21 protein-coding genes and 1 pseudogene are annotated in these 25,554 nt (G+C 72.9%); 14 read left to right on the plus strand and 8 right to left on the minus strand.

Annotation, left to right across the window (positions count from 1 at the left end):
* Positions 1–4: 4 nt before the first annotated feature.
* Positions 5–1,549, minus strand: coding sequence for an AbgT family transporter (locus D0D28_RS15805; RefSeq protein ID WP_116111061.1), 1,545 nt, complete (start codon positions 1,547–1,549; stop codon positions 5–7).
* A 173-nt stretch (positions 1,550–1,722) separates the two neighbouring features.
* Between D0D28_RS15805 and D0D28_RS15810 the strand changes: the two genes are divergently transcribed.
* Positions 1,723–2,430 carry a putative quinol monooxygenase gene (locus D0D28_RS15810; protein ID WP_116111062.1) on the plus strand — a complete coding sequence of 236 codons (708 nt, stop codon included), beginning with the start codon at positions 1,723–1,725 and terminating at the stop codon, positions 2,428–2,430.
* Between the two features lie 93 nt (positions 2,431–2,523).
* Here the strand turns inward: D0D28_RS15810 and D0D28_RS15815 are convergent, their stop codons facing one another.
* From D0D28_RS15815 to D0D28_RS15830, 4 genes are read right to left on the minus strand one after another with little or no spacing between them, the layout of a single operon-like run.
* Entirely contained in the window at positions 2,524–4,458 is a 1,935-nt protein-coding gene (locus D0D28_RS15815; protein WP_116111063.1) for an aconitate hydratase, read from the minus strand.
* 2 nt (positions 4,459–4,460) lie between these two features.
* Positions 4,461–5,765 carry an NAD(P)/FAD-dependent oxidoreductase gene (locus D0D28_RS15820; protein WP_094007996.1) on the minus strand — a complete coding sequence of 435 codons (1,305 nt, stop codon included), beginning with the start codon at positions 5,763–5,765 and terminating at the stop codon, positions 4,461–4,463.
* Positions 5,758–5,988, minus strand: a complete 231-nt coding sequence (locus tag D0D28_RS15825; RefSeq protein WP_094008013.1) for a hypothetical protein — start codon at positions 5,986–5,988, stop codon at positions 5,758–5,760. The genes D0D28_RS15820 and D0D28_RS15825 overlap by 8 nt, the downstream gene beginning before the upstream one ends.
* Before the next feature lie 17 nt (positions 5,989–6,005).
* Entirely contained in the window at positions 6,006–6,566 is a 561-nt protein-coding gene (locus D0D28_RS15830; protein ID WP_094007997.1) for a hypothetical protein, read from the minus strand.
* Positions 6,567–6,645: 79 nt separating this feature from the next.
* Here D0D28_RS15830 and D0D28_RS15835 point away from each other — a divergent pair, with 79 nt between their 5' ends.
* Both D0D28_RS15835 and D0D28_RS15840 read left to right on the plus strand, forming a co-directional pair.
* Positions 6,646–6,855, plus strand: coding sequence for a hypothetical protein (locus D0D28_RS15835; RefSeq protein WP_430732392.1), 210 nt, complete (start codon positions 6,646–6,648; stop codon positions 6,853–6,855).
* A 100-nt stretch (positions 6,856–6,955) separates the two neighbouring features.
* The gene (locus D0D28_RS15840) at positions 6,956–7,447 is read left to right on the plus strand and encodes a glutathione peroxidase (protein ID WP_116111065.1); all 492 of its coding nucleotides are present in this window, start codon (positions 6,956–6,958) and stop codon (positions 7,445–7,447) included.
* A gap of 72 nt (positions 7,448–7,519) precedes the next feature.
* On the opposite strand, the gene D0D28_RS15845 is transcribed toward D0D28_RS15840, so the two are convergent.
* The gene (locus D0D28_RS15845; RefSeq protein ID WP_094008000.1) at positions 7,520–8,059 is read right to left on the minus strand and encodes a MarR family winged helix-turn-helix transcriptional regulator; all 540 of its coding nucleotides are present in this window, start codon (positions 8,057–8,059) and stop codon (positions 7,520–7,522) included.
* A gap of 135 nt (positions 8,060–8,194) precedes the next feature.
* Between D0D28_RS15845 and D0D28_RS15850 the strand changes: the two genes are divergently transcribed.
* Genes D0D28_RS15850 through D0D28_RS15870 form a run of 5 tightly spaced genes read left to right on the plus strand, consistent with a single transcriptional unit; the run spans position 8,195 to position 13,805 of the window.
* Complete coding sequence (locus D0D28_RS15850) at positions 8,195–9,157, plus strand: MBL fold metallo-hydrolase (protein ID WP_094008001.1); 963 nt, start codon at positions 8,195–8,197, stop codon at positions 9,155–9,157.
* Positions 9,158–9,160: 3 nt separating this feature from the next.
* A complete protein-coding gene (locus D0D28_RS15855) occupies positions 9,161–10,762 on the plus strand; it encodes an FAD-dependent monooxygenase (RefSeq protein WP_116111066.1) in 1,602 nt (533 codons plus the stop codon).
* 10 nt (positions 10,763–10,772) lie between these two features.
* A complete protein-coding gene (locus D0D28_RS15860) occupies positions 10,773–11,639 on the plus strand; it encodes an SDR family oxidoreductase (RefSeq protein WP_116111067.1) in 867 nt (288 codons plus the stop codon).
* A 43-nt stretch (positions 11,640–11,682) separates the two neighbouring features.
* Complete coding sequence (locus tag D0D28_RS15865) at positions 11,683–11,958, plus strand: helix-turn-helix domain-containing protein (protein WP_094008004.1); 276 nt, start codon at positions 11,683–11,685, stop codon at positions 11,956–11,958.
* The gene (locus tag D0D28_RS15870) at positions 11,955–13,805 is read left to right on the plus strand and encodes a Na+/H+ antiporter (protein ID WP_094008005.1); all 1,851 of its coding nucleotides are present in this window, start codon (positions 11,955–11,957) and stop codon (positions 13,803–13,805) included. Before D0D28_RS15865 ends, D0D28_RS15870 begins: the two co-directional genes overlap by 4 nt.
* Before the next feature lie 33 nt (positions 13,806–13,838).
* Here D0D28_RS15870 and D0D28_RS15875 read toward each other — a convergent pair whose 3' ends face one another.
* The gene (locus D0D28_RS15875; RefSeq protein ID WP_116111068.1) at positions 13,839–15,299 is read right to left on the minus strand and encodes a benzaldehyde dehydrogenase; all 1,461 of its coding nucleotides are present in this window, start codon (positions 15,297–15,299) and stop codon (positions 13,839–13,841) included.
* 107 nt (positions 15,300–15,406) lie between these two features.
* Here D0D28_RS15875 and D0D28_RS15880 point away from each other — a divergent pair, with 107 nt between their 5' ends.
* Positions 15,407–16,477: a threonine aldolase family protein gene (locus D0D28_RS15880; RefSeq protein ID WP_094008007.1), complete on the plus strand. Its 1,071-nt coding sequence runs from the start codon at positions 15,407–15,409 to the stop codon at positions 16,475–16,477.
* 589 nt (positions 16,478–17,066) lie between these two features.
* On the opposite strand, the gene D0D28_RS15900 is transcribed toward D0D28_RS15880, so the two are convergent.
* Positions 17,067–17,660 carry a winged helix-turn-helix transcriptional regulator gene (locus D0D28_RS15900; protein WP_116111071.1) on the minus strand — a complete coding sequence of 198 codons (594 nt, stop codon included), beginning with the start codon at positions 17,658–17,660 and terminating at the stop codon, positions 17,067–17,069.
* A gap of 221 nt (positions 17,661–17,881) precedes the next feature.
* Here D0D28_RS15900 and D0D28_RS15910 point away from each other — a divergent pair.
* The 5 genes and pseudogenes from D0D28_RS15910 (at position 17,882) to D0D28_RS15930 (ending at position 24,322) form a co-directional block, all read left to right on the plus strand.
* Positions 17,882–18,530: pseudogene (locus D0D28_RS15910) on the plus strand (alpha/beta fold hydrolase).
* Positions 18,531–18,561: 31 nt separating this feature from the next.
* Entirely contained in the window at positions 18,562–20,007 is a 1,446-nt protein-coding gene (locus D0D28_RS15915; RefSeq protein ID WP_116111072.1) for an Rv2578c family radical SAM protein, read from the plus strand.
* Positions 20,008–20,364: 357 nt separating this feature from the next.
* Positions 20,365–22,134, plus strand: coding sequence for an aspartate--tRNA ligase (aspS, locus tag D0D28_RS15920; RefSeq protein WP_094008016.1), 1,770 nt, complete (start codon positions 20,365–20,367; stop codon positions 22,132–22,134).
* A gap of 5 nt (positions 22,135–22,139) precedes the next feature.
* Entirely contained in the window at positions 22,140–23,093 is a 954-nt protein-coding gene (locus D0D28_RS15925) for a DUF389 domain-containing protein (RefSeq protein ID WP_116111073.1), read from the plus strand.
* Positions 23,094–23,125: 32 nt separating this feature from the next.
* Positions 23,126–24,322, plus strand: coding sequence for a phosphotransferase (locus tag D0D28_RS15930; protein ID WP_116111074.1), 1,197 nt, complete (start codon positions 23,126–23,128; stop codon positions 24,320–24,322).
* Positions 24,323–25,554 lie beyond the last annotated feature (1,232 nt).

The raw sequence follows: 25,554 nt of genomic DNA on the forward strand, positions 1-25,554 counted from the left end.
CCTCTCATCGCGGCAGGTGCACGTGCACCCCCGGGCCGAACGGGATGTCCCCGAAGTAGAACACGGCGAGCAACCCCACCCACACCACCCAGAACGGGATCACGAAGATCGACATGCGGGCGATCAGCGTGCCCAGGCGGACGTCCGGTTCGTAGCGGCGCAGCACGGTCAGCAGCACGAACAGGTAGGGGCTGAGCGGGGTGATGATCTGCGTGGCCGAGTCACCGATGCGGTAGGCGGCCTGCACGAACCCGGGGTCGTAGCCCAGCAGCATGAACGCGGGCACGAACACCGGCGCCACCAGCGACCACAGCGCCGAGCCGGACGTGATGAACAGGTTCAGCACCGACACCAGCACGACGAACGCGAGGATGCCGGCGAACCCGGTCAGGTGCACCGACTGCAGGAACTCGGCGCCGCGCACGGCCAGCAGCGTGCCCAGGTTGCTCCACGTGAACACGGCGATGAACTGCGAGATCGCCAGGATCAGCACGATGTAGCCGGCCATGTCCTTGACGGCCTCGGCCATCATGGACGGCACGTCGCCCGGTCCGGTGATGGTGCCGGTCGTGACGCCGTAGGTGATCCCGGCGAGCACGAACGCCAGGAACAGCACCAGCACCAGCCCGGTCAGCAGCGGTGAGCTGATCAGCGAGCCGTTGTCGCCGCGCAGCGGGCTGCCCGGCAGCAGCCACGCCCCGGCGACTACCACCACGTAGGCCACGAGCACGATCGCGGCGCGGCGCAAACCCTTGCGCTGCACCGGGGTCAGCGCCGCGCTCTCGTCCGCCGCGGCGCCTTCGGGCGGGGTGTAGGGGCCCAGCCGCGGCTCCAGCACGCGCGCGGTCAGCCACGCGCCGAGGAACGGCAGGAGCAGCCCGGCCGCCGCGGTGAAGAACCAGTTCATCGCCATGGTGACCTGCGGCTGCACCGCGACCGGGACGACGGTCACCGCCTTCTGCGTGAGCCCCGACAGCAGGGCGTCGTAGCTGCCGAGCAGCGTGCCGGCGCCGTAACCGCCGGTGACGCAGGCGAAACTGCCCACCGCGCCGGCCACCGGGTGCCGCCCGGCGGCGCGGAACACCAGCGCGGCCAGCGGCGGGATGACGATGATGCCCGCGTCGGCCATGACGTGCGCCTGGAACGACACCAGCGACACCGCGAACGGCAGCAGCCAGCGCGGGGCGCGCGAGAAGACCGCGCGCACGGCCGCCTCGAGCAGCCCGGCGCGTTCGGCCAGGCCGACGGCCAGCAGCATCACCAGGACGTTGCCCAGCGGCGGGAAGGTGACGAAGTTGTCGACCAGCTTGCTCAGCAGGAACCGCACACCCTCGCCGGTGAACAGGCCCTTGACGGCCACCGGTTGCGTCGTGCCGGGCACCGTGACGGTGACGTGGCAGGCGGCGACCGCGGTGGTGATCACCGCGAGTGCCGCGAACAGGTACACGAACAGGAAGAACGGGTCCGGCAGGCGGTTGCCGACCCGTTCGACGAAGCCGAGGACCCGCTCGGCGGGGGACTGTTTCGCCTGTGCTGGGGTGGTGCTCAACCGCTGCCTCCTTGATCGTGCCGGGTCAGGATGGCAGCCGACGATGTCGGCGGGATGTCGGAGTTTTTCGGACAGGTGAAGTAAACCGGATCGCGGCAACCGGTGGCTCCGGAATTGTCGGTGGTGGCCGCTAGCCTCGGGCGCGTTGATGGACCACGACGAGGGGGGACCCGATGACCGAGATGTGCGAGCTGTTCGAGCTCCGGCAGTACACGCTGCACCCGGGGCGGCGCGAGGAGCTGGTGGCGTTGTTCGACCGGCATTTCGTGGAGTCGCAGGCCGAGGCGGGGATGCGGGTGTACGGCCAGTTCCGCGACCTGGACGACCCGGACCGCTTCGTGTGGATCCGGGGCTTCCCGGACGCCGCCCGGAGAGCCGAGGCACTGGCGGCGTTCTACGAGCGGCATCCCGCCTGGCGGACACACCGGCACACCGCCAACGCGACGATGGTGGATTCGGGCGACGTGCTGCTGCTGGAGCCGGTGACGGGAAGCCTGGATGCGGCGGGTGCGGGGCCGCCTGGCGTGGTGGCGGGTTCCGGTGTCGGAGGTGCGGCGCCCGTGGCGGCGGCATCCGGGCTGTTCGAGATCGTCGTGGCCTACCCGGACGATCCGGCGGAGTTTCCGGACGTCTTCCGGCAGGAGATCACGCCCGCACTCGCGGAAGCGGGCACACCACCGCTCGCGTCCTTCCGGACTTCCTTGCGCCGCAACGACTACCCACGCCTGCCGATCCGGGAGGGCGAACAGGTTTTCGCCTGGCTGACCCGGTTGCCGCCCGGCCACGAGCGGCTCCCGCTCCCACCCGCGCTGACCGAACGATCATCACGGCCCCCCGACCGCCTCCGCCTCGCCCCGACGCCGCGATCCTGGCTCCGCTGACCGCCCGATCCACAACGGAGGTACCCGCTTGGATGATGACAACTGAAGATCAGCCTCGGACGGGCATGAGCCGATGGTTGCGCGTGGTCCGGTTCACCGCCGGGCCAGCAGTGGGATCCGGCCGCCTGCCAGGACCGCTTCCACCTGGCGTCGCGAGAGGCGGTGCCGGAGCGGGATGTCCGTGCCCGTGGTGGTGTCCGTGGCCGTGATCTCCTCGCCCTCGGGCAGTTGCGAGCGCAACGCCCGCAGCGCGAGGACGTGCCCCTGCTCGACGCGGTCGTAGTCGGCCGGGTCGGTGAACTCCAGCGCCAGGATGCCGAAGTTGGCGAGGTTCTGCCAGTGGATCCGCGCGAACGACTTGGCGATCACCGCCACCACACCGAGATGCCGCGGCGTGATGGCGGCGTGCTCCCGCGACGACCCCTGCCCGTAGTTCTCCCCGCCGACGACGAAATGCCCGCCCTCCGTCTCGCGGGCCCGCGACGGGTAGGTCTCGTCGACGCGGGTGAACGTGAAGCCGGCCAGCTTCGGGATGTTCGAGCGGAACGGCAGGGCCGCGGCACCGGCGGGGGAGATCTCGTCCGTCGAGATGTTGTCGCCCACCTTCAGCAACACGGCGCCCTCGACGTCGTCCGGCAGGGGCGGGAAATCCGGCAGCGCCGAAATGTTGGGTCCCTTGACCAGCTCCTCCCGCGCGGCCCGCTCCGGCGGCAGCGGCGGCACCAGCATCGCCGTGTTCACGGTCGCGCGCTCGGGGAGCTCGACCACCGGACTGGCCATCGCCAGCTCCCGCGGATCGGTGATCACCCCGGTCAGCGCGGCCGCCGTCGCGGTTTCCGGCGAGCACAGCCACACCCGGTCCTCCCGCGTCCCGGACCGGCCGGGGAAGTTCCGCGGGAACGTGCGCAGCGAGTTCTGCCCGGCCGCAGGCGCCTGCCCCATCCCGATGCACCCCAGGCACCCCGCCTGGTGCAGCCGCGCGCCCGCGGACACCAGATCCAGCGTCGCGCCCATCTTCGTCAGATCCGCGAGGATCTCCCGCGACGACGGGTTCACGTCGAAGCTCACCGCATCATGGGTCTGCCGCCCCCGCACCATCGCCGCCGCCACGGCGAAGTCCCGCAGCCCGGGGTTGGCCGACGAGCCGATCACCACCTGCCGCACCTCGGTGCCGGCCACCTCCCGCACCGGCACCACGTCGTCCGGCGACGACGGGCACGCGATCAGCGGCTCCAAAGCAGACAGATCGATCTCGTCGGACAGGTCGTACACCGCGTCCGGATCGGCGACGAGCTCCTCGAAATCCGAAGCCCGGTCCTGTGCCCGCAAGAAATCACGCACCGCCTCGTCGGCGGGGAACACCGTTGTCGTGGCCCCGAGTTCGGCGCCCATGTTCGCGATCACGTGCCGGTCCATCGCCGACAACGACGCCAGCCCCGGCCCGTGGTACTCCACGATCCGGTTCAGCCCGCCCGTGACGCCGTGCCGGCGCAGCATCTCCAGGATCACGTCCTTGGCCGACACCCACTCCGGCAGCGACCCGGTCAGCCGCACCCCCCAGATCTCCGGCATCCGCAGGTACAGCGGCTCCCCGGCGATCGCCATCGCGACCTCCAGCCCGCCGACCCCGATCGCGAGCATGCCGAGCGACCCGGCGGCGCACGTGTGCGAGTCGGACCCGACCATCGTGCGCCCCGGCACCCCGAACCGCGCCATGTGCGTCGGGTGCGAAACCCCGTTGCCCGGCTTGGAATACCACAGCCCGAACCGACGGCACGCCGAGCGCAGGAACGCGTGGTCCTCGGCGTTCTTCTCGTCCGCCTGCAGCAGGTTGTGGTCGACGTACTGGACGCTCACCTCGGTGCGCGCCCGGTCCAGCCCCAGCGCCTCCAGCTCCTGCATCACCAGCGTGCCGGTGGCGTCCTGGGTGAGGGTCTGGTCGACCCGCAACCCGATCTCGCGACCCGGCACCGGCTCACCGGACACCAGGTGGCTGTCGATCAGCTTGCGGGCGACCGGGAACCCCACCACTACCTCCGGCTGGCCCGCACGAACTGCTCCCGCGGGTGGTGCTGCTCGCCGGTCGCCACCACCTGTCGCCCGAACGGCAGTGAGATCAGCCAGTCCGCGGCGATCCGCGTCTTGCGGTGCGCGGTCGGCATCGTCATCAGGTGGTAGGCGCGGTGCAGCGCCCACGCCGGCCAGCCACGCAGCTTCACGCCGTAGATCTGCGCGACGCCCTGGTACAGGCCCAGGCTCGCGACCGACCCGGCGTAGGAGTGCCGGTAGCCCTCCAGCGGCCCGCCGCGCAGCGTGGCGACGATGTTCTTCGCCAGCACCACCGCCTGCCGCGAGGCGTGCTGCGCCGACGGCGCGCACACCGCGCCCGGCTCCTTGCTGGTCACGTCCGGCACCGCGGCGGCGTCCCCGGCCGAGAACACGCCCGGCGTGCCGTCCACCTCCAGCGTCGTGGCGCAGCAGACCCGGCCGCGCGGGTTCAGCGGCAGGTCGGTGTCGGCGAGCATCGGGCTCGGCTTGACGCCCGCGGTCCACACGATCGTGCCGGCGTCGAACTCGGTGTCGTCGCCCAGTACGACGTGGCAGTCCTCGCACGACTTGAGCGTCGTGCCCAGGTGCGCCTCGAAGCCGCGCTTGGTCAGCACCTCCAGCGTGTAGCTCGCCAGCGACGAGCTGACCTCCGGCATGATCCGGTCGGCCGCCTCCACCAGCACCCACCGCAGCTCCGACCGGTCCAGGCCGTAGGCGGGCAGCGCGTGCCGGGTCATGTCCTCCAGTTCGGCCATCGCCTCGATGCCCGCGTAGCCGCCGCCGACGAACACGAACGTCAGCAGCTTGCGCCGCAGCTCCCGGTCCCTCGTGCTGGACGCGATGTCGAGCCGGGACAGCACGTGGTTGCGCAGGTAGACGGCCTCCTCCAGGGTCTTGAACCCGATGCCGTGCTCGGCCAGCCCGGGAATCGGCAGCGTCTTGGACACCGAGCCGGGCGCGACCACGAGGATGTCGTAGCCGAGCCGCTCGACGTGCCCGTCGGCGACGCGCAGCGTGACCGACTTCGACGTCGTGTCGACGCCGGTCGCCTCCGCGGCCATCACCGTGCAGCCCGGCAGCACCTCGCGCAGCGGCACGACCACGTGCCGCGGCTCGACGGAACCGGCCGCGGCCTCGGCCAGGAACGGCTGGTAGGTCATGTACGACCGCGGGTCGACCACGGTCAGCTGGGCCTCCTCGGCGGTGAGCCGCTTGCGCAGCTGCCGGGCGGTCGTGGCGCCGACGTAACCACCGCCGAGGATCACGATCCGGGCGGGGTCAGCCACGCAGCGCCTCCTCGTCGGTCTCGAACTCCACTTCCTGCTGCTGCTCGGCCACGTCGCCGGCGTCCGCCTCGGGCGGCAGGCCCGGCTCCGGGCCGGTCTGCCGCGGGGCGTTCACGTTCTGCCGCTGGGCCAGCGCGTCGGCCACGGGGGCCTCGGGGTCGGGCGGCAGCGGCGACTCCCGCTCCAGCGCCTCGCGGACGGACTCCTCGTCGGGCTCGGTCACGCCCATCCCTCCTCGTGTCAGTGGGTCTTTTCGAGTTCGGCGATCGCCTGCTCGACACCCGCGACCACGTCGGGGTGGCCCAGCGGCAGCGGCGCGGGGATCCGGTCGTCGGCGCCGCCGGTGCTGTGCGCCACCACCCGCACGTGCACGCCGGACTGCGCGAGCGCGTCGATCCGCTCCCGGTGGTCGTCCACCCAGTGCCGGTCGGCGATCTCGCCGTCGCCCGGCGGCACGAACTGGTCCGCGGCCGGGTCGACCAGCAGCACCGAGCGCAGCGCGCGGGCGTGCTTCTCCGCCAGGCGCAGGGCCCCGTCGGCGAACGGCGCGCTCGCCACCACGTGCACCGCTTCACCGGGCGGGTCGGACAGCAGGTCGTCGGCCTGGGTCAGCCCGCCGTCGGAGGGCAGCCGGCACCACACGATCCGCCACCGGTCGGTCTTGTCCCGCCAGGTCGCCGGCAGGCCCTCGTGCTTGGCCAGGCCGGTCGGATCGAGCACCAGCACGGTCGGCCCGTCCGGGGTACCTTCGGTTACGGCGGCCGGGCCCTCGGCACGCACCGGGTCCGGGGAGTAGTTCATCAACCGCTCCTTTCTCCGGTCCCCCGGCTACCCCGGGTGCCGCCGCCCTACACGGATCACGTGCAGACAGGGGATGGACATGCGAGACCACTTGCGGGAGGTCGCCGACTTCAACGTCCCGGTCACGTCGGCCGAGGACACCGAGATGATCGCGGCGCAGCGCCGGCGCGCGGTGCGCGCGGCCGCGTCCGCGGCGGCCGACGCCGAGGACTGCGCGTTGCTGCTGGACGCGCTCGGGCTGAAGCCGGCGGAGGGAATCACGCCGGTTCCGGCGCAACGGCTGGGCTGATCGGGTGTAACGCTGGTCACGGTCGGCGCCGGACGGGGAACGGCGCGGCCGGGCCGGCGTTGCCAGGGGTGGTAGCTACCGATCATCGCGGAGGATCTCCATGGCCCTGGCAGACATCGAGCTGCGCACGCTCGCCGGCGAACCCGCGACCCTCGGCGAACTGGGGCGCAAAGCCCTGCTCGTCGTGAACGTCGCCTCCCAGTGCGGCCTGACGCCGCAGTACGCGGCGCTGGAGCGGCTGCAGGAACGCTACGGCGACCGGGGTTTCTCCGTCGTGGGCTTCCCGTGCAACCAGTTCGCCGGCCAGGAGCCGGGCAGCGCCGAGGAGATCGCCACCTTCTGCTCGGCGACCTACGGCGTCACGTTCCCGATGTTCGAAAAGATCGAGGTCAACGGCCCCGGACGGCACCCGGTGTACGCCGAGCTGGTGGAGACGCCGGACGCCGACGGCGAGAGCGGGGACGTGCAGTGGAACTTCGAGAAGTTCCTCGTCGACCCGGACGGCAAGGTGGTGGCCCGGTTCCGGCCGCGGACCGACCCGGAGGCCCCGGAGGTCGTCGAGGCGATCGAAGCGGTCCTCCCGGCTGCCTGAAGCAGTCAAAGTTTTGACGATTGCGGCGTGGCAGGGTAGTGACCTGCGCCACGTCGATCAAGGGGCCGGTTCCTAGAAGCGGCGCTTCGCGTCGAGTGCCGCGGAACTGGTCGTGAGCTTCTCCAGCAACCCGATCAGGATGGTCTGCTCGGGCTTGGTCAGCGCGTTGGCCCACGCCTGCTCGCGGGCGTTGTGGGCCTCGTACGCGCTGGTGATCGCCTCGTGGCCGGCGTCGGTGAGGTTGAGCAGCACCGCGCGCCGGTCGTGCTCGGCCTGCTTGCGCGACACCAGCCCGTCCCGCTCCAGCGTGTTGACCAGGGCCGACACCGCCGCCCGGCTCATCCCGGACAGCTGCGCCACCCGCTTGGCCTCCATCGGGCCGGCCAGCCACAGGACGAACAGCACCCGGAAGCCGCCCCAGCTCCACCCGCGCGGCCGGTGCACCGTGGACTCCCAGTCGTAGACGAGTGCGCTGGTCAGGCGGTGCAGCGTCAGTCCGAGGCGCATCGCGGTGGCGTCGACCGCGGGCAGTTCGGCGGTCGTCTTCGCGATCGCGTAGTCCACGAACGTCAGGTAGTCCAGCTCGTCGGGGGCAGCCGGTTCTGCGGTCATGCGCCCCAGGCTAGGCCCCCGCGCGCCGCTCATCCGAACAACGTCGCGTTTCGGAAGTAGTCTTCCCTTGCGGGGTGACCCGGGTTACCCTGACTGCCGTCGAATAGTCAAAGGTTTGATCAAAGGAGGTGCAGGGTGGCTCAGAAGTCGTTCGCCTCGTCCGGCGACCTGACGGAGAAGGAGCAGACCCTGGAGGTGCTCGACGACGGCGTCTACGCGCTCACCGCGGAAGGCGACCCGAACGTCGGCGCCATCGAGGGCGAGGACTTCCTCGTCTGCTTCGAGGCACTGGCCACGCCGGTCGCGGCCGGGGAGTGGCTGGCGAAGCTGCGGGAGCACACCGACAAGCCGGTCCGGTACCTCGTGCTGTCCCACTACCACGCCGTGCGCGTGCTCGGCGCGTCCGCGTTCGACGCCGAGGTCATCGTGGCGCACGAGAACACCCGCGCCCTGGTCGCCGAGCGCGGCAAGGAGGACTGGGAGAGCGAGTTCGGCCGCATGCCGCGGCTGGCCAAGGGCGCCGACTCGGTGCCCGGCCTGACCTGGCCCACCCTGACCTTCTCCGACCGGCTCACCATCGACCTCGGCGGCGACCGCGGCGACCTGGTGCTGCAGTACTGCGGCCGCGGGCACACCGAGGGCGACATCGTGGCCTGGCTGCCCCGCCAGAAGATCCTGTTCGCCGGCGACCTCGTCGAGGCCGAGGCCGCGCTCTACACCGGCGACGCGTTCCACCGCGACTGGGCCTCGGCGACGCTGGACCGGGTCAAGGCGTTCGGCGCGGAGGCGCTGATCGGCGGCCGCGGCGCGGTCAGCCGCGGCCGGGACGCCGTCGACGCGGCGATCGAGCAGACCCGCGGCTTCCTGGACGTGATGATCCGCGAGGTCGGCGCGGTGCAGCGGGCCGGCGGCACCCTCAAGGAGGCCTTCGAGCGCACCCACGCCGCGCTGGCCCCGCGGTACGGGCACTGGCCGATCTTCGAGCACTGCCTGCCCTTCGACGTCTCCCGCCTGTGGGACGAGCTGTCCGGCATCGAACGCCCGGTCATCTGGACCGCGCAGCGGGACCGCGAGGTCTGGGACCAGCTGCAGGGCTGAACGATGACCACGACGACAGACCGCAGGGTCGCGGTGATCGGCAACGGCCCGGTCGGCCAGACGACCGCGCTGCTGCTGGCCCGGTGGGGCGTGCCGGTGCTGCTGCTGGACGGGCGCGCCGAGCGCGACCTGGTCGGCTCCAAGGCGATCTGCCAGCAGCGCGACGTGCTCGACGTGTGGGAGGCCGTGGGCGCCGGGCGGCGGATCGCCGCCGAGGGCGTCACCTGGACCACCGCCCGCACCTTCCACCGGGACCGTGAGCTGTTCGCCTACTCGATGGCCGATCCGGGCCGCTCGGCGTTCCCGCCGTTCGTCAACGTCTCCCAGGCCCGCACCGAGGAGATCCTGGACGAGCGGATCGCCGCCGAGCCCCTGATCGACGTGCGCTGGGGCCACCGGGTCACCGGCATCGCCCAGGACGGCGACGGGGTCACGCTCGCCGTCGAGGGGCACGCGGACCTGCGCGCCGACTACGCCGTGGCGTGTGCCGGGGCCCGGGGCGAGGACATCCGCCGGATGCTCGGCGTCGGCTTCGGCGGGCACTCCTTCGACGACCGGTTCCTCATCTGCGACATCCGGGCCGACCTGCCCGGCTGGGCGCAGGAGCGGCGGTTCTACTTCGACCCGGAGTGGAACCCGGGCCGCCAGGTGCTGATCCACCCGTGCCCCGGCTCGACGTTCCGCATCGACTGGCAGGTCCCCGGCGACTACGACCTGGCCGCCGAGGAAGCCAGTGGCGCGCTCGACGAGCGGATCCGCGCGATCATCGGCGATCAGCCCTACGAGATCGTGTGGAAGTCGGTGTACCGCTTCCATTCGCGAGTGGCGGACCGGATGCGCGTGGGCCGCGTCCTGCTCGCCGGGGACTGCGCGCACCTGGTGTCGCCGTTCGGCGCGCGCGGCCTCAACTCCGGGGTCGGCGACGCCGAGAACGCCGCGTGGAAGCTCGCCTTCGTGCTGCACGGCTGGGCGGGCGAGGAGCTGCTGGAGTCCTATCACGACGAACGGCACGCGGCGGCGCTGGAGAACATCGCGGTCACCACGGCCACGATGGACTTCCTGGTGCCGCAGACCGCCGAGCAGCACCGGCGGCGGCGCGAGGTCCTGGAGGCCGCGGCCACCGACCCGGCGATGCGGGCACAGGTGGACTCCGGGCGCCTGGCCGAGCCGTTCTGGTACGTGGAGTCGCCGCTGACCACCCCGGCGGAGTCGCGGCCGTTCGCCGGCCGCCCGCCGCGCGGGGAGGTGCCGCCGGCCGGGCCGGGGATCCTGGTGCCGGACGTGCCGGTGTCGGTGACCGGGTCCGCCTGCGGCCGGTTCCGCGAGCTGGCCCGCGACGGCGTCCTGCTGCTGACCACCGACGGGGTGGACCTGGAACCGTCCGTGGACACCGCGGCCCCGGTGCGGCTGCTGCGCCTGTCCGAGATCGACGTGACCGGGGTGCTCGCCGAAGCGCTGGCCGCACGGCCCGGCGAGATCTGGGTGATCCGGCCGGACGCCCACGTGGCGGCCGTCCTCACCGACCCGGCCCAGGTGCCGGCGGCGGTGAACCGCGCACTGGCGCGGCCGGTCGCCGAACGTATCCTGCCGGGTACCGGCACGTAGAGGGAGGACCATGGGCAGGATCGCCGTCACCGGGGCCACCGGGCAGCTGGGTTCGCGGGTCGCCGCGCTGCTCGCCGAACGGGGTGTCGCGCAGCGGCTGTGCGTGCGGAACCCCGCGCGGGCGCCCCGGATCGCGGTCGCGGAGGTCGTCGCGGCGGACTACGCGGACGCCACCGGGTTCCGCGACGCGCTGGCCGGCGTGTCGACGCTGTTCCTGGTGTCCGGCCACGAAGGTCCCGAGCGGATGGACCTGCACCGCAACGCGGTCCGCGCCGCCGCCGAGGCCGGGGTCGACCGGGTGGTCTACACCTCGTTCCTCGGCGCGGCCCCGCTGGCGACGTTCACCTTCGCCCGCGAGCACGCCGAGACCGAGCGGCTGATCCGGGAGTCCGGGCTGCGGCTGACGGCCCTGCGCAACACGCTCTACGCGGACGTCGCGCCGCACTTCGTCGGCGCCGACGGGGTGCTGCGCGGCCCGGCCGGTGACGGGCGGCTGGCGTGGGTGGCGCGGCAGGACGTGGCGCGGCTGGCGGTGGAATGCCTGCTCGACGACGGGCACGCCGGCCAGGTCTACGACGTGACCGGCCCGGAGGCGATCGACCTGCACGAGACCGCGGCGTTGCTGAGCAAGGCCACCGGGCGGGAGATCACCTACCACGCCGAGACCTTGGAGGAGGCGCGCGCGTCGCGGGCGGGCGCGCAGGACTGGGAGATCGACGGCTGGGTCGGCTCCTACGCGGCGATCGCGACGGGCGAGGTGGCGGTCACCAGCCACACCGTCGAGCACGTCACGGGACGGCGCCCGTGGACGTTCGCCGAGTTCCTCGCCGCGGAACGCCGCGCCTGGGCGCATCTTCACGCGTCCGGACGGGGGTGACTATCATCGAGATCCGAGAAGATCACCCCGAGAGGCACCGCGCATGGCGTCGGACAGACCGGCATCCCCCTCGGTCGACCGCACGCTGACCGTGCTGGAGACCCTCGTCGAGGCCGGTGAGGGCCTCACCCTCACCGCGCTGGCGCGGGCGACCGAGATCCCGCTCGCCACCTGCGCCTCGATCGTCTACACCCTGGAAAGCCGCGGGTACGCCCGCCGCCGGGTCGTCGGCCGCAGCCACTTCTGGCGCGCCACCACCCGCCTCTACGAGATCGCCGCGCCGCTGGCCGGTGAGACGCTGCCGGCCCGATCCCGATGATCGTCGCCGTCGAACTGGCCGCGCTGGTGGCCGTCGTGCTCCTCGTCACCGGTATCGCGCAGCGCCTCAACTGGTCCCCGCCGCTGTGCCTGGTGGCGATCGGCGTCCTCGCCTCGTTCGTCCCGGGCGTGCCGGACTACCACCTCGACCCCGAGGTCGTCCTGATCGGGCTGCTGCCCCCGCTGCTCTACGCGACCGCGATCCGCACCCCGCTGTACGACTTCCGGGCCAACCGCGTGCCGATCGCGGCGCTGTCGGTCGGGCTCGTCGTGTTCACCACGCTGGTGGTCGGCTGGGTCGTGTGGCTCATCGTGCCCGGCATCCCGCTGGCCGCCGGGTTCGCGCTCGGCGCGGTCGTCGCGCCGCCGGACGCGGTGGCCGCCACCGCCGTGGCGCGCCGGGTCGGCATGCCGCGGCGGATCGTGCGGATCCTGGAGGGCGAGAGCCTGCTCAACGACGCGGCCGCGCTGGTGTCCCTGCGCACCGCCATCGCCGCGATCGCCGGGGCGGTCAGCATCTGGGAGGTCGGCGGCGATTTCCTGCTCGCCGCCGGCGGGGGAGGCGCGGTCGGCGCGCTGATCGGGTGGGGCGCGAGCACGCTGCGCCGCCGCCTCACCGACCCGGTGATGGACACCGCGTGGTCGCTGGTGATCCCGTTCCTGGCCTACCTGCCCGCCGAGGCGATCCACGGCTCCGGCGTCGTCGCGGTCGTGGTGGCCGGGCTGATCGTCGGGCACCAGACGCCCAAGCTGCTGTCCGGGCCGTCGCGGCTGGCCAGCAGGCTGAACTGGCGCACCGTCCAGTTCCTGCTGGAGAACGTGGTCTTCCTGCTGATCGGGCTGCAGGTGCGGCGCATCGTCGAGGAGGTCGGCGACTCCCGGCTGCCGGCCTGGTCGCTGGCGCTGATCTGCGCCGGGGTGCTCGCGGCGACGATCCTGGCCCGGATCGTGTGGGTGTTCGGCTACGGGCTGGTGGCCCGCGCGCGGCCGGGTGAACGGACCCCGTGGTCCTACTTCGCGGTGATCTCGTGGGCGGGCATGCGCGGTGTGGTCACCCTCGCGGCCGCGTTCGTGCTCCCCGACGACACCCCGCAGCGGGCGGTGCTGGTGCTGGCCGCGTTCGTCGTGGTCGCCGGAACGCTGCTGCTGCACGGCATGACCCTGCCCGGCCTGGTGCGCCGCCTGAGCCTGCCACCGCCCAACCCGGCGGAGGACGCGTTGCAGGAGGCCGCGCTGCTGCACGACATGACGTCCGCGGGCCTGGCGCGGCTGGAGGAGATCCGCCGCCCGGCCGACCCGCCGGAGGTCATCGACCGGTTGCGGGACAAGCAGTCCTACCGGTCGGACTCGGCGTGGGAGAACCTCGGCCGGCTCAGCGCGGTGGAGGAGACCCCCAGCGACGCGTACCGTCGGCTGCGTGCCGAGATGCTGGCGGCCGAGCGGGACGTCCTGCTCACCGCGCGGGACCGGGGCACCGCCGACGACGAGGTGCTCCGGCGCGTGATGGAGGGGCTGGACATCGAGGAGTCGCTGCTGGAGCGACCCGAGGAGGAGCCGGGCATGGAACGTGAACTGGACACCCCCGCGGCCACCGCGGGCACCTGCGACCACCTGGAGCAGGCCGGCGCGCCGGAGACCGACGCGCAGGGCTGCGTCGACTGCCTGCGCGAGGGCTCGTCGTGGGTGCACCTGCGGCTGTGCCTGGAGTGCGGGCACGTGGGCTGCTGCGACTCCTCGCCGCGCAAGCACGCCACCCAGCACTTCCACGACACCCGGCACCCGGTGATCCGCAGCTACGAGCCCGGCGAGAACTGGCGCTGGTGCTTCGTGGACGGGATCGTCGGCTGAGCGGGGGCGCCCGGCGCGCCCCCGCCCGCCCGGTCAGAAGGGGTAGCCGGCGACGTCGCCGCGCATCGTGACCCAGCGGGTCTCGGTGAACGCCTCGATGTTCGCCGCCGGCCCGCCGAAGCGCGAGCCGGTGCCGGAGTCGAACACGCCGCCGAACGGGGCCAGCGCCTCGTCGTTGACCGTCTGGTCGTTGATGTGCGCGATGCCGGTCGGGATCCGGTCGGCCAGCGCCAGACCCTTCGCCACGTCGGAGGTGATGATGCCCAGCGACAGCCCGTACTCGCTCTCCGACGCGAGCTTCGCCGCCTCGTCCAGGGTGGCGAACTTGGCGACCGGCGCGACCGGGCCGAACACCTCCTGGTCGTAGGCCGGCACCGACGGGCCCGCCCCGGCGAGCACGGTGGCGCGGTAGAAGAGGTTCTCGTACGTGCCGCCCGCGGCGATCTTCGCCCCGGCGTCCACACTGGACGTCACCAGGCCGTGGATCTTGTCGCGCTGCCGCTCGTCGATGATCGGGCCGAGCGCGACCTGATCGGTGAACGGGTTGCCCACCGGCAGGTGGTTCGCCTTGTCCGCGAGGCGCTCCACGTACTCGTCGTAGAGCGAGGCGTGCACCAGGTGCCGCCCGGTGGTCATGCAGATCTGGCCCTGGTGGAAGAACGAGCCCCACGCGGCGGCGCTCATCGCCTGCTCCAGGTCGGCGTCGTCGAGCACGATCAGCGCCGAGTTGCCGCCCAGCTCCAGGTGCGCGCGCTTGAGGTGGCGGCCGGCGGACTCGCCGACCGCGCGGCCCGCGGCGGTCGACCCGGTGAACGAGATGACGCGGACGTGCTCGTCCTGGACCAGCGCGGCGCCCACGTCCGGCCGGCCGGGCAGCACGTGCAGCACCCCGGCCGGCAGCCCGGCCTCCTCGAAGACCCGGGCCAGCGCCACGCCACCGCAGACCGCGGTGCGCGGGTCCGGCTTGAGCACGACGCTGTTGCCCAGCGCCAGCGCCGGCGCGACCGAGCGGATCGACAGGATCAGCGGCGCGTTGAACGGGGCGATCACGCCGACGACACCGGCCGGGACGCGGCGGGCCATGCTCAGCCGCGGCGCCTCGCTGGGCAGGACCTCGCCGGTCGGGTGGCTCGGCAGCGCGGCCCCCTCGTAGCACTCCTGAGCGGCGACGTGCAGCTCGAAATCGGCCTTGCCGGGGATGCTGCCGGACTCGCGGATCAGCCAGTCCTTCAGCTCGGCGGCGTGCTGCTGCCACAGGTCGCCGGCGCGGCGCAGGACCGCGGCGCGTTCCTGGAAGGAGGTCGCCGCCCACGCGCGCTGGGCCTGCGCCGCCTTCGCCGCGGAGGCCGCGAGATCCTGCGGCGAGGCGATGCCGACGCGTCCCAGCTCGTCCCCGGTCGCGGGCTCCACGACCGCCGCGTCGCCGCCCGCCGCGCGCTCCCAGCTGCCGGTGAAGACGCGTCCGGTCCACTTCTCGTCGTCGAGAAAGCTCACTGTCACTCCTGATGCGCGAGGTTTTCCGCCATCCTCCTGAGCTGCCCGGGACGCACCAGTGGGTCTTTCACTGAGTGGAAGGCGGGAAACTGTCGGTGGTGCCTGCGATGATCGCGCTCGTGGACGAGACGAAGATCAAGCGCACGCTCGCGTCGCATGGCCCCGTGTGGCGGCGGCCCAGGGCGATGCTCGAACGATGGCTGGCGCGCGTGGGGGAAGACGCCTCGCCCGCCGAGCCGGTGGCGTCCCTGGAGGAGCGGATCGCGTCGCTGCTCGGCAAACCGGCGGCGCTGTTCTTCCCCAGCGGGACGATGGCGCAGCAGGTCGCGTTGCGGGTGCACGCGGAGCGGTCCGGCAGGCGGACGTTCGCCGCGCACCCGTACACGCACCTGGACAACTGGGAGGAGCAGGGTTACGCGGCGGTGCACGGGCTGCGGTTCCGGCCGGTGGGGGACCGCAACGAGCTGATGCGGCTGGCGGATCTGGAGGCGGTGGGGGAGCCGCTGGCCGCGGTGGTGTGGGAGCTGCCGCAGCGGGATCTGGGCGGGGTGCTGCCGGCGTGGGACGAGCTGGCCGCGCAGGTCGGGTACGCGCGGTCGCGCGGAGCGGCGGCGCATGTGGACGGTGCGCGGCTGTGGGAGGCGCAGCCGTTCTACGGCACGGAGTTCCCCAAGATCGCCGGCCTGTTCGACTCGGTGTACGTGTCGCTCTACAAAGGACTCCAAGGGGTGCGGGGTGCCGTGCTGGCCGGGGACGAGGCGCTGGTGGGGGAGGCCGCGGTGTGGCGCAGGCGCCTGGGCGGCGCGATCCCGGACGCGTGGCCGCTGGCGGTCGCGGCCCTGGAGGGGCTGGAGTCGTTGCTGCCCCGGATGCCGGAGTTCCACGCCCACGCCCGGGCCCTGGTGACGGCGATCAAGCGGGATGGCGTGGCGTACGCGTATCCGGACCCGCCGCAGGCCGGGATGTTCCACGTCCACCTGCCCGCCCCGAAGGCCGCGGTGGAGCGCGCGGCCGAGGAGCTGATCGACGAGAAGGGCGTGCAGCTGTTCCTGCGGGTGCGCTCGTCGCCGGACCCGCGGCGCTGCTCGTTCGAGGTGAGCGTGGGCGAGAACGCGATGGACTTCCCGCCGGAGGAGGTGGTCTCCCTGCTGCACGAGTTGCTCGATCGCGCGCGCTGACCCGCGCCGCCGGTGATCGTCAGGTGCTGGGGCGGGGGAAGCAGCCGAGGAACCGCTCGGCCGCCGCTCGGTCGCCGATCGATTGGGGCGGTGTGGCGTTTGCGTATCCGGACCCGCCGCAGGCCGGGATGTTCCACGTCCACCTCCGGGCGTCGAAGGTTGCGGTGGAGTGCACGAGCTACTCGACCGCGCGCGCTGACCCGCGCTGTCGGTGATCGTCAGGTGCTGGGGCGGGGGAAGCAGCCGAGGAACCGCTCGGCCACCGCCCGGTCGCCGATCGATTGGGGCGGTGTGGCGTTTGCGTATCCGGACCTGCCGCGGGCCGGGATGTTCCACGTCCACCTCCGGGCGTCGAAGGTTGCGGTGGAGTGCACGAGCTACTCGACCGCGCGCGCTGACCCGCGCCGCCGGTGATCGTCAGGTGCTGGGGCGGGGGAAGCAGCCGAGGAACCGCTCGACCGCCGCCCGGTCGCCGGTCACCGCGGCCTCGTCCAGGCGGGTGCCGAGAAACACCAGCGACCGCAACGTGCGCGCGTCGGTCTCCGGTGGTTGCGTGTCCGCGCGCGCTGACCCGCGCTGTCGGTGATCGTCAGGTGCTGGGGCGGGGGAAGCAGCCGAGGAACCGCTCGACCGCCGCCCGGTCGCCGGTCACTGCGGCATCGTCCAGGCGGGTGCCGAGAAACACCAGCGACCGCAACGTGCGCGCGTCGGTCTCCAGCACCGCATCGGCCTCGCCGGAGCCGCGCTCGATCGAGAACTCGCCGGAATCGACCCTGGCCAGGAACGCGTCGTCGCCCAGCCGTAGCGCGACCCGGGTCGACAGATCGCCTGCCCGGTCCGCCGAAAAGGTCGTCCGCAGTGCCAGGACCAGCGCGTCCACGCTCAGCTCTCCGGACGGCGGCACCGGCCGCCGGCTGCCCCACCGGGCCAGCGCCAGCACCACCGGCTCCAGCTCCGCGCCGTGCTCGGTCAGCTCGTACACGCTGGTGCTCGCCGGCGGCCCCAGCCGTCGCCGCCGCACCACACCCGCGCTCTCCAGGTCCCGCAGCCGCTGCGACAGCACGTTCTGGCTCATCCCCGGCAGCGACCGGCTCAGGTCCCGGAACCGCTTCGGCCCCAGCAGCAGCTCGCGCACCACGAGCAGCGCCCACCGCTCACCCACCACGTCCAGGGCACGGGCCACCCCGCACGGGTCGTCATAACTCCGCACGAGAAAAGAGTAGCTTCCCCTTGCGCTATGACACCAGTCACTCCTAGGCGACGCCGCCGCCGCGGAAGCGGACCGGCCCGGCGTGCGGATGGCCCGCATCGCCGTCCGGCCGGAGTGGGTCGGCACCTTCGACTTCCAGGACCGGTTCCCCGGTGGCCGGTCCGCCGCGGACTTCGCACGGCGAGGGCAGTGACATGACCACCTTCGTGCTCGTTCCCGGCGCCGGCGGCCAGGCGTGGTACTGGCACCGGCTCGTGCCGGAACTGACCCGGCGCGGCCACGAGGCGATCGCCGTCGACCTGCCCGCCGAGGACGACTCCGCCGGACTGCCGGAATACACCGACGTGGTCGTGCGGGCGATCGGCGACCGGCGCAACGTCGTCCTGGTGGCCCAGTCGATGGGCGGCTTCACCGCCCCGCTCGTCTGCGAGCGCGTGCCGGTCTCGCTCCTGGTGCTGCTCAACGCGATGGTCCCGGCGCCGGGCGAGACGGGCGGCCAGTGGTGGGCCGGCACCGGCTACGACCAGGCCCATCCGGAGGAGATGGACGTCGAGCGGGACTTCCTGCACGACCTGCCGCCCGACGTGCGGGCCGAAGCGATCCGGCAGGGCGAGCCCGCGGCAGTCCGGCACACCGTTCACCACCCCCTGGCCACTGGAGAAGTGGCCGGACGTGCCGACCCGGTTCGTCCAGGGTCGCGACGACCGGTTCTTCCCGCTGGAGTTCCAGCGCCGGGTGGTGCGGGAGCGGCTGGGCCTGGAGCTGGACGAGATCCCGGGCGGGCACCTGGCCGCGCTCAGTCGTCCCCGTGAGCTGGCCGACCTCCTGGTCTCCTGGTGTTGACAGCTCTTCGAACGCGTGTTCGACTGAGTGGGTGAGGTGGGAGAACCAACGCGCCGGCCGCGACGCGCAACCGGCCCTGCTGGGCCTGGACGGCCTGGTCCGGACCGTGACGTCGCCGGAGTTCCAGGGCGTCACGTTCCACGAGGTCCACGCCCGCTCGGTGCTGAACAAGGTGCCGGGCGAGTCGATGGTCCCGTTCTCCTGGACCGTCAACCCGTACCGGGGCTGCAGCCACGCGTGCACCTACTGCCTGGCCGGGGACACCCCGATCCTGCTGGCCGACGGGCGCACCAAACCGCTCGCCGAGCTGCGCGTGGGCGACGAGATCCAGGGCACCGAAGTGCGCGGCGGCGTCCGTCGCCTGGTGCGCACCACGGTGCTGGCGCACTGGACCACCGTGAAGCCGGCCCACCGGCTGACCCTGCGCGGCGGGACGACCCTCGTCGCCAGCGGTGACCACCGGTTCCTCACGGCGAAGGGCTGGCGGCACGTCACCGGCGACGACCGGCCGCACCTGGTGCCCGGCGACACGCTGATGGGTGCCGCGGGTGCGGTGGCCGAGCCGGACGCCGCCCTGGACGTCGTCGCGATCGAGCCGCTCGGGCGGGCGGAGACCCTGTTCGACATCACCACCGGCACCGGTGACTTCGTCGCCGCCGGGGTGGTCAGCCACAACTGCTTCGCCCGGAACACGCACACCTACCTCGACTTCGACGCCGGCCGCGATTTCGACACCCAGGTCGTGGTGAAGGTGAACGCGCCCGAGGTGCTGGCCGCCCAGCTGCGGCGGCCGAGCTGGCGGCGCGAGCACGTCGCCATGGGCACCAACACCGACCCCTACCAGCGGGCCGAGGGCCGCTACCGGCTGATGCCCGGCATCATCGGCGCGCTCGCCGGCTCCGGCACCCCGTTCTCGATCCTCACCAAGGGCACCGTGCTGACGCGGGACCTGCCGCTGCTCACTTCGGTGTCGCGGGAGGTGGATGTGGGCATGGCGGTGTCGATCGCGCTGCTCGACCGCGACCTGCAGCGCAGCCTCGAACCCGGCACGCCGAGCCCGCGCGCCCGGCTGGACCTGGTCCGCCGCATCGCCGACGCCGGCCTGCCCTGCCACGTCATGGTCGCCCCGGTGCTGCCCGGTCTCACCGACACCGAGGAGGCGCTGGACCCGCTGTTCGCCGAGATCGCCGCCGCCGGGGCCGCCCGGGCCACCGTGCTGGCGCTGCACCTGCGGCCCGGCGCGCGGGAGTGGTTCGCCCGCTGGCTCGGCGCGCACCGGCCGGACCTGGTGGAGCGCTACCGGGAGATCTACGGCCGCGGCAGCTACGCGATGCCCGCCTATCGGAGGGCGCTGTCCGCGCGGGTCGCGCCCCTGCTGCGGTGCCACGGCCTCAACCGCCGCGAGGAGCCGCACCGGATGCCGTCCCCGCGCGACCCGGAGCGCCCGGCGCAAGGGGAGCAGCTGAGCCTGCTGTAACCGGCCCCGCCGCGCGGCCCCGGGAACCGGAGCGCCCGCCGCGACCTTCGCGCGGCCGCCCCGCGAAGGTGAGCGCCCGCGAGGGTTCACCCGCCGCCCAGGAACCGGAGCGCCCGCCGCGCGACCTTCGCGCGGCCGCCCCGCGAACCTGAACGCCCGCGAGCGGTTCACCCGGCGCCCGCGAACCGGAGCGCCGCGGGGGAACAGCCGCGGCAGCCCCTCCGCGCCGCCCGGGGCCGCGCAGCCCCGGTAAGAAACCTGGTGGACTCGCCCAGCGGGGCGTTCGTTAGCCTCATACGGGCAGGAAAACCCCTGCTGACGCCACGAGCTGAACGCCTCGCAAGGAGAACAACCGCAGTGCTTCGCACCCACGACGCCGGCACCCTGCGTGCCGAGCACGCCGGCCAGATCGTCACGCTCACCGGGTGGGTCGCCCGGCGGCGCGATCACGGCGGGGTGATCTTCATCGATCTGCGGGACGCGAGCGGGGTCGCCCAGGTGGTGTTCCGCGAGGGCGAGATGGCCGAGCGCGCCCACCAGCTGCGCTCCGAGTTCTGCGTCAAGGTCACCGGCGAGGTCGCGCGGCGGCCCGCGGGCAACGAGAACCCGGAGATCCCCACCGGCGCGATCGAGGTGCTGGCCACCGAGCTGGAGGTGCTGTCCGAGGCCGCGGTGCTGCCGTTCCCGATCGACGACCGCGTCGACGTCGGCGAGGAGGTGCGGCTCAAGTACCGCTACCTCGACCTGCGCCGCAGCGGCCCGGCCCGCGCCATCCGCCTGCGCAGCGAGGTCAGCCGCGCCGCCCGTGAGGTGCTGCACGGCCAGGGCTTCGTCGAGGTCGAGACGCCCACGATGACCCGCTCCACCCCGGAGGGCGCCCGCGACTTCCTGGTGCCGGCCCGCCTGCGCCCGGGCTCCTGGTACGCGCTGCCGCAGTCGCCGCAGCTGTTCAAGCAGCTGCTCATGGTCGGCGGCCTGGAGCGCTACTACCAGATCGCCCGCTGCTACCGGGACGAGGACTTCCGCGCCGACCGGCAGCCGGAGTTCACCCAGCTCGACATCGAGATGAGCTTCGTCGACCAGGACGACGTGATCGCCGTGGGCGAGGCGGTCGTGTCGGCGCTGTGGAAGCTGATCGGCCACGACATCCCGCGCCCGATCACCCGCATGACCTACGCCGACGCCATGGCCAAGTACGGCACCGACAAGCCGGACCTGCGCTTCGGGCTCGAGCTGACCGACCTGACCGAGTACTTCGCCGACACGCCGTTCCGCGTCTTCCAGGCGCCCTACGTCGGTGCGGTCGTCATGCCCGGCGGCGGCGACCAGCCGCGCCGCCAGCTCGACGCGTGGCAGGAGTGGGCCAAGCAGCGCGGTGCGAAGGGCCTGGCCTACGTGCTCATCGGCGAGGACGGCACGCTGTCCGGCCCGGTCGCCAAGAACATCTCCGAATCCGAGCGCGAGGGCCTGGCCGAGGCCGTCGGCGCCAAGCCCGGCGACTGCGTCTTCTTCGCCGCCAACAAGCCGCGCGAAGCCCGTGCCCTGCTCGGCGCGGCCCGCGTGGAGATCGGGCACCGGCTCGGCCTGATCGACGAGGACGAGTGGTCCTTCGTGTGGGTGGTGGACGCCCCGCTGTTCGAGCCCGCCGACGAGACCGACGACGTCGCCGTCGGCTCGGGCAAGTGGACCGCGGTGCACCACGCCTTCACCTCGCCGACCCCGGAGTGGATCGACAAGTTCGAGTCCGACCCGGGCAACGCCCTGGCCTACGCCTACGACCTGGTCTGCAACGGCAACGAGATCGGCGGCGGCTCGATCCGTATCCACCGCGCGGACGTGCAGAAGCGCGTCTTCGAGGTGATGGGCCTGTCCGAGGCCGAGGCGCAGGAGAAGTTCGGCTTCCTGCTCGACGCGTTCTCCTTCGGCGCCCCGCCGCACGGCGGCATCGCGTTCGGCTGGGACCGCATCGTGATGCTGCTGGCCAAGGCCGAGTCGCTGCGGGACGTCATCGCGTTCCCGAAGACCGGCGGCGGCTACGACCCGCTGACCGGGGCCCCGGCGCCGATCACCGCGCAGCAGCGTCGCGAGGCCGGCGTCGACGCGAAGCCGCCGGCGCCCAAGGGCTGACCGCGGTGCTGCACCTGCGGGTCGTCAGCCCGCCGGAGGACACCGAGCGCGCGCTGGCGGTGCTGCGGGACCAGCCGGGCACGGCGCACCTGATCGTGCACACCGGTGCCGCCGTGTCCCCGGCCGGTGACCTCATCGAGGCCGACGTGGCGCGCGAGGCGGCCGACGACGTGGTCGAGGCGCTGTGCGAGCTGGGTCTGGACCACAGTGGCGCGATCACGCTCGAAGCGCTCGACACCGCGTTGTCCGATTCGGCCGACCGCGCGGAGGAAAGCGCGCCGGGTGAGGGTGCGGACGCGGTCGTCTGGCAGGAGCTGCTGAACCGCACCGGCGAGGAGTCGCGGCTCAACGCCACGTTCCTGACGTTCCTGACCATCGCGTGCCTGCTGGCCTCGGTCGGGATCGTGACCGATTCACCGGTCACGATCGTCGGCGCGATGGTGGTGGGGCCGGAGTTCGGGCCGCTCGCGGCGATCGCGGTCGGGCTGGTGCTGCGCCGCGGGGACCTCGTCCGCCGCGCGCTGCTGGTGCTGGGGCTCGGGTTCCCGCTCGCGATGCTGGTGACCGCCGGGGTCACGGTGCTGACCTGGGCCGTCGGGCTGCTCGACGTGAGCAGCTTCCGCGAAGCCCACGAGGTGGATTTCGTCTACGACGTCGGCTGGTACTCGCTGATCGTCGCGCTGCTCGCCGGGGCGGCCGGGATGCTGTCGATGACGTCGGCGAAGTCGGCCGCGCTGGTGGGTGTGTTCATCTCCGTCACCACCGTTCCCGCCGCCGGGTACGCGGTGGTGGCGGCGGTCGTGGGTGAGTGGGTCAAGGCGGCCTACTCGTTCGGTCAGCTGGCGGTGAACCTGGTCGGGATCGTTGCGGCGGCGGCCGTGGTTTTGCTGCTGCGACGCCGAAACCGGGACCGCGTCGCCGTGCGGCCGTTGCCGGAAGTGGAAAAATCGTTGTGGTGAGCGACGTTCGCCCGCTAGTAGGGTCGAAGGCGATGACGGTGGACACTTCCCCGGGCACCGAGGACGGCCAGGACCCGGCTGTGGCGCCTGTTCCGGTGAGCGGGACGCAGGCCGTGGACGCGGCCGTGCAGGCGGCGGAGACGGTGCTCACGCGGCGCTTCGGCAGCCCGATCGGGCTGATCGAGGCGGAGGCGCTGCCCGGCAGCGGGCCGGCGACGGTGGTGCGCGCCCGCATCGCCGCGTCCCCGTTCGGGCTGCCCCGCACGCTCGTGATCAAGCACTACCCGGACGCGCCGCCGCGCGGGGCCGCCGACCCGTTCGCCCAGGAGGCGGTGAGCTACCAGCTGTTCACCGCGCTGCCCGCCGAGGACCGGATGTGCCCGGAGCTGCTCGCCCACGACGGGCCGCTGCGCGTGATCGTGATCGACGACCTCGGCCGCGCGCCCACCCTGTGGGACAGGCTGCGCGGGCAGGACGCGCGGCTGGCCGAGCGGGCGTTGCTGTCCTGGGCGCGGTCGCTGGGCCGGCTGCACGCGACGACGGCCGGCCGGGAGGCCGATTTCGAGGCGCTGCTGCGGCGGCTGGGCGGGTTCGTGCCGGACGAGGACACCACCCCGGCGGTGGCGTGCGCGCGCCTGCCGACACTGCTCGAGGAGGCGGTCGGGGTCGGAACGCCGGACGACGTGCGTGCGTACGCCGAGTACGTGTGCGAGGGTTCGGCGTCGTCGCCGTACCGCGCGTTCAGCCCGGTGGACCTGAGCCCGGACAACAACCTGGTGACCAGCGGCGGCGTGCACTTCCTGGATTTCGAGCGCGGGCTGGTCCGCAACGCCCTGGTGGACGCCGCGAACCTGCGCGTCCCCTTCGCCACCTGCGACGACGCCTGGGCGCTGCCGAGCGGCATGAGCGAGGCGATGATCGCGGCGTGGAAGGCGGAGGTGTCCGGCGTCTGGCCGGCCCTCGCGGACAACGACGTGCTGTCGGCGCTCCTGCTGGACCACCAGATGTTGCTCCTGTGGGTGACCACGTGGGCCGACCTGGGCGGCGCGGCCGCAGAGATCTCGCCGGGCCGCGTCGCGGCGCTGGTGAGCTGGTGGAAGGACCTGGGAACCCACGCCGAGCGCGGCGGCCGGGACGAGGTCGCCGAACACGCCCGCGAGGTCGCGAAGGCGCTGGACGCCCGCTTCGGGCCGGGGCTGGAGCTGCCGCTGTACCCGGCTTTCCGCTGAGGCTCCGGTTTGGCGGTCAGCGGGCACGGCTTGCCGCTGGCGGGCTCGGATGCCGGCCTTCTCGCGGGGGGCGACTGGTCCTTTCGCGCGCCCGCGACAGGCTCACTCGTGCGGGAGCGGGTGCGGGTGGCCTTTTCGTGCGCCCGCGACAGGCTCACTCGTGCGGGAGTGGGTGCGGGTGGCCTTTTCGTGCGCCCGCGACAGGCTCACTCGTGCGGGAGTGGGTGCGGGTGGCCTTTTCGTGCGCCCGCGACAGGCTCACTCGTGCGGGAGCGGGTGCGGGTGGCCCTCTCGTGCGGCAGCGACAGGCCCACCCGCGCGGGAGCGGGAGTGGGTGCGGGTGGCCTTTTCGTGCGCCTGCGACAGGCCCACTCATGCGGGAGCGGGTGCGAGTGGCCCCCTCGCGTGAGCGCGAGGGGGCCTCTCGCGTGAGCGTGCGTGGCCTTTTCGTGTGGGCGCGAGTGGCCCTCTCGTGCGGAGCGGCCGCGACTGGCCCACTCGCACGGGCGCGACTGGCCCTTTCGAGAGGGCACGACTGGCCCTTTCGTGCGGAGCAGCCGGGAGTGGACCCTTCACGTGGGTGCGAGTGGTCCTCTCGTGCGGGAGCGGGAGCGGCTGGCCCTCTCGTGCGGCAGCGGGTGGGCCTTTCGTACGGCCGCGACTGGTCCTCTCGCGCGGCCGCGGCCGCGAGTGGTCCTGTCGAGCGGGCGCGAGGTGCCCTCTCGTGCGGCAGTGAGTGGCGCTTTCGCGCGGGTGCGAGTGGGCCTTTCGTGTGGCGCGGCTGGCCCTTTGGTGTGGGCGCGGCTGGCCCTTTCGTGCGGGTGCGACTGGCCCTTTCGCGTGGAGCGGCTGCGGGTGGGCCTTTCGCGTGAGTGCGAGTGGTCCTCTCGTGCGCGGGAGCGGGGGCGAGTGGCCCTCTCGCGTGGAGCGGCTGCGGGTGGGCCTTTCGCGTGAGTGCGAGTGGTCCTCTCGTGCGCGGGAGCGGGGGCGAGTGGCCCTCTCGCGCGGCCACGGCCGCGAGTGGGCCTTTCGCGCAGGAGCAAGGTGCCCTCTCGCGCGGCTGCGAGTGGCCCTTTCGTGCGGCCGCGGCCGCGAGTGGCCCTCTCGTGCGGGCGCGAGGTGCCCCTCTCGCGCGGGTGCGAGTGGCGCTTTCGCACGGGCACGACTGGCCCTCTCGCCCGGCCGCGCCTGCCCCCTCGCCCCCGCACGAGCGCCCCTTCTCCCCATCCACC

The sequence above is a fragment of the Amycolatopsis ruanii genome (assembly GCF_003385175.1).
In the GTDB taxonomy this organism is placed as follows: domain Bacteria; phylum Actinomycetota; class Actinomycetes; order Mycobacteriales; family Pseudonocardiaceae; genus Amycolatopsis_E; species Amycolatopsis_E thermalba.

Coding starts and splice junctions, on each gene's coding strand:
- D0D28_RS15930 (WP_116111074.1), top strand. CDS start 23,126: ATGACGGTGGACACTTCCCCGGGCACCGAGGACGGCCAGGACCCGGCT.
- D0D28_RS15870 (WP_094008005.1), top strand. CDS start 11,955: ATGATCGTCGCCGTCGAACTGGCCGCGCTGGTGGCCGTCGTGCTCCTC.
- D0D28_RS15865 (WP_094008004.1), top strand. CDS start 11,683: ATGGCGTCGGACAGACCGGCATCCCCCTCGGTCGACCGCACGCTGACC.
- D0D28_RS15840 (WP_116111065.1), top strand. CDS start 6,956: ATGGCCCTGGCAGACATCGAGCTGCGCACGCTCGCCGGCGAACCCGCG.
- D0D28_RS15880 (WP_094008007.1), top strand. CDS start 15,407: ATGATCGCGCTCGTGGACGAGACGAAGATCAAGCGCACGCTCGCGTCG.
- D0D28_RS15845 (WP_094008000.1), bottom strand. CDS start 8,059: ATGACCGCAGAACCGGCTGCCCCCGACGAGCTGGACTACCTGACGTTC.
- D0D28_RS15810 (WP_116111062.1), top strand. CDS start 1,723: ATGACCGAGATGTGCGAGCTGTTCGAGCTCCGGCAGTACACGCTGCAC.
- D0D28_RS15835 (WP_430732392.1), top strand. CDS start 6,646: ATGCGAGACCACTTGCGGGAGGTCGCCGACTTCAACGTCCCGGTCACG.
- D0D28_RS15830 (WP_094007997.1), bottom strand. CDS start 6,566: ATGAACTACTCCCCGGACCCGGTGCGTGCCGAGGGCCCGGCCGCCGTA.
- D0D28_RS15855 (WP_116111066.1), top strand. CDS start 9,161: ATGACCACGACGACAGACCGCAGGGTCGCGGTGATCGGCAACGGCCCG.
- D0D28_RS15860 (WP_116111067.1), top strand. CDS start 10,773: ATGGGCAGGATCGCCGTCACCGGGGCCACCGGGCAGCTGGGTTCGCGG.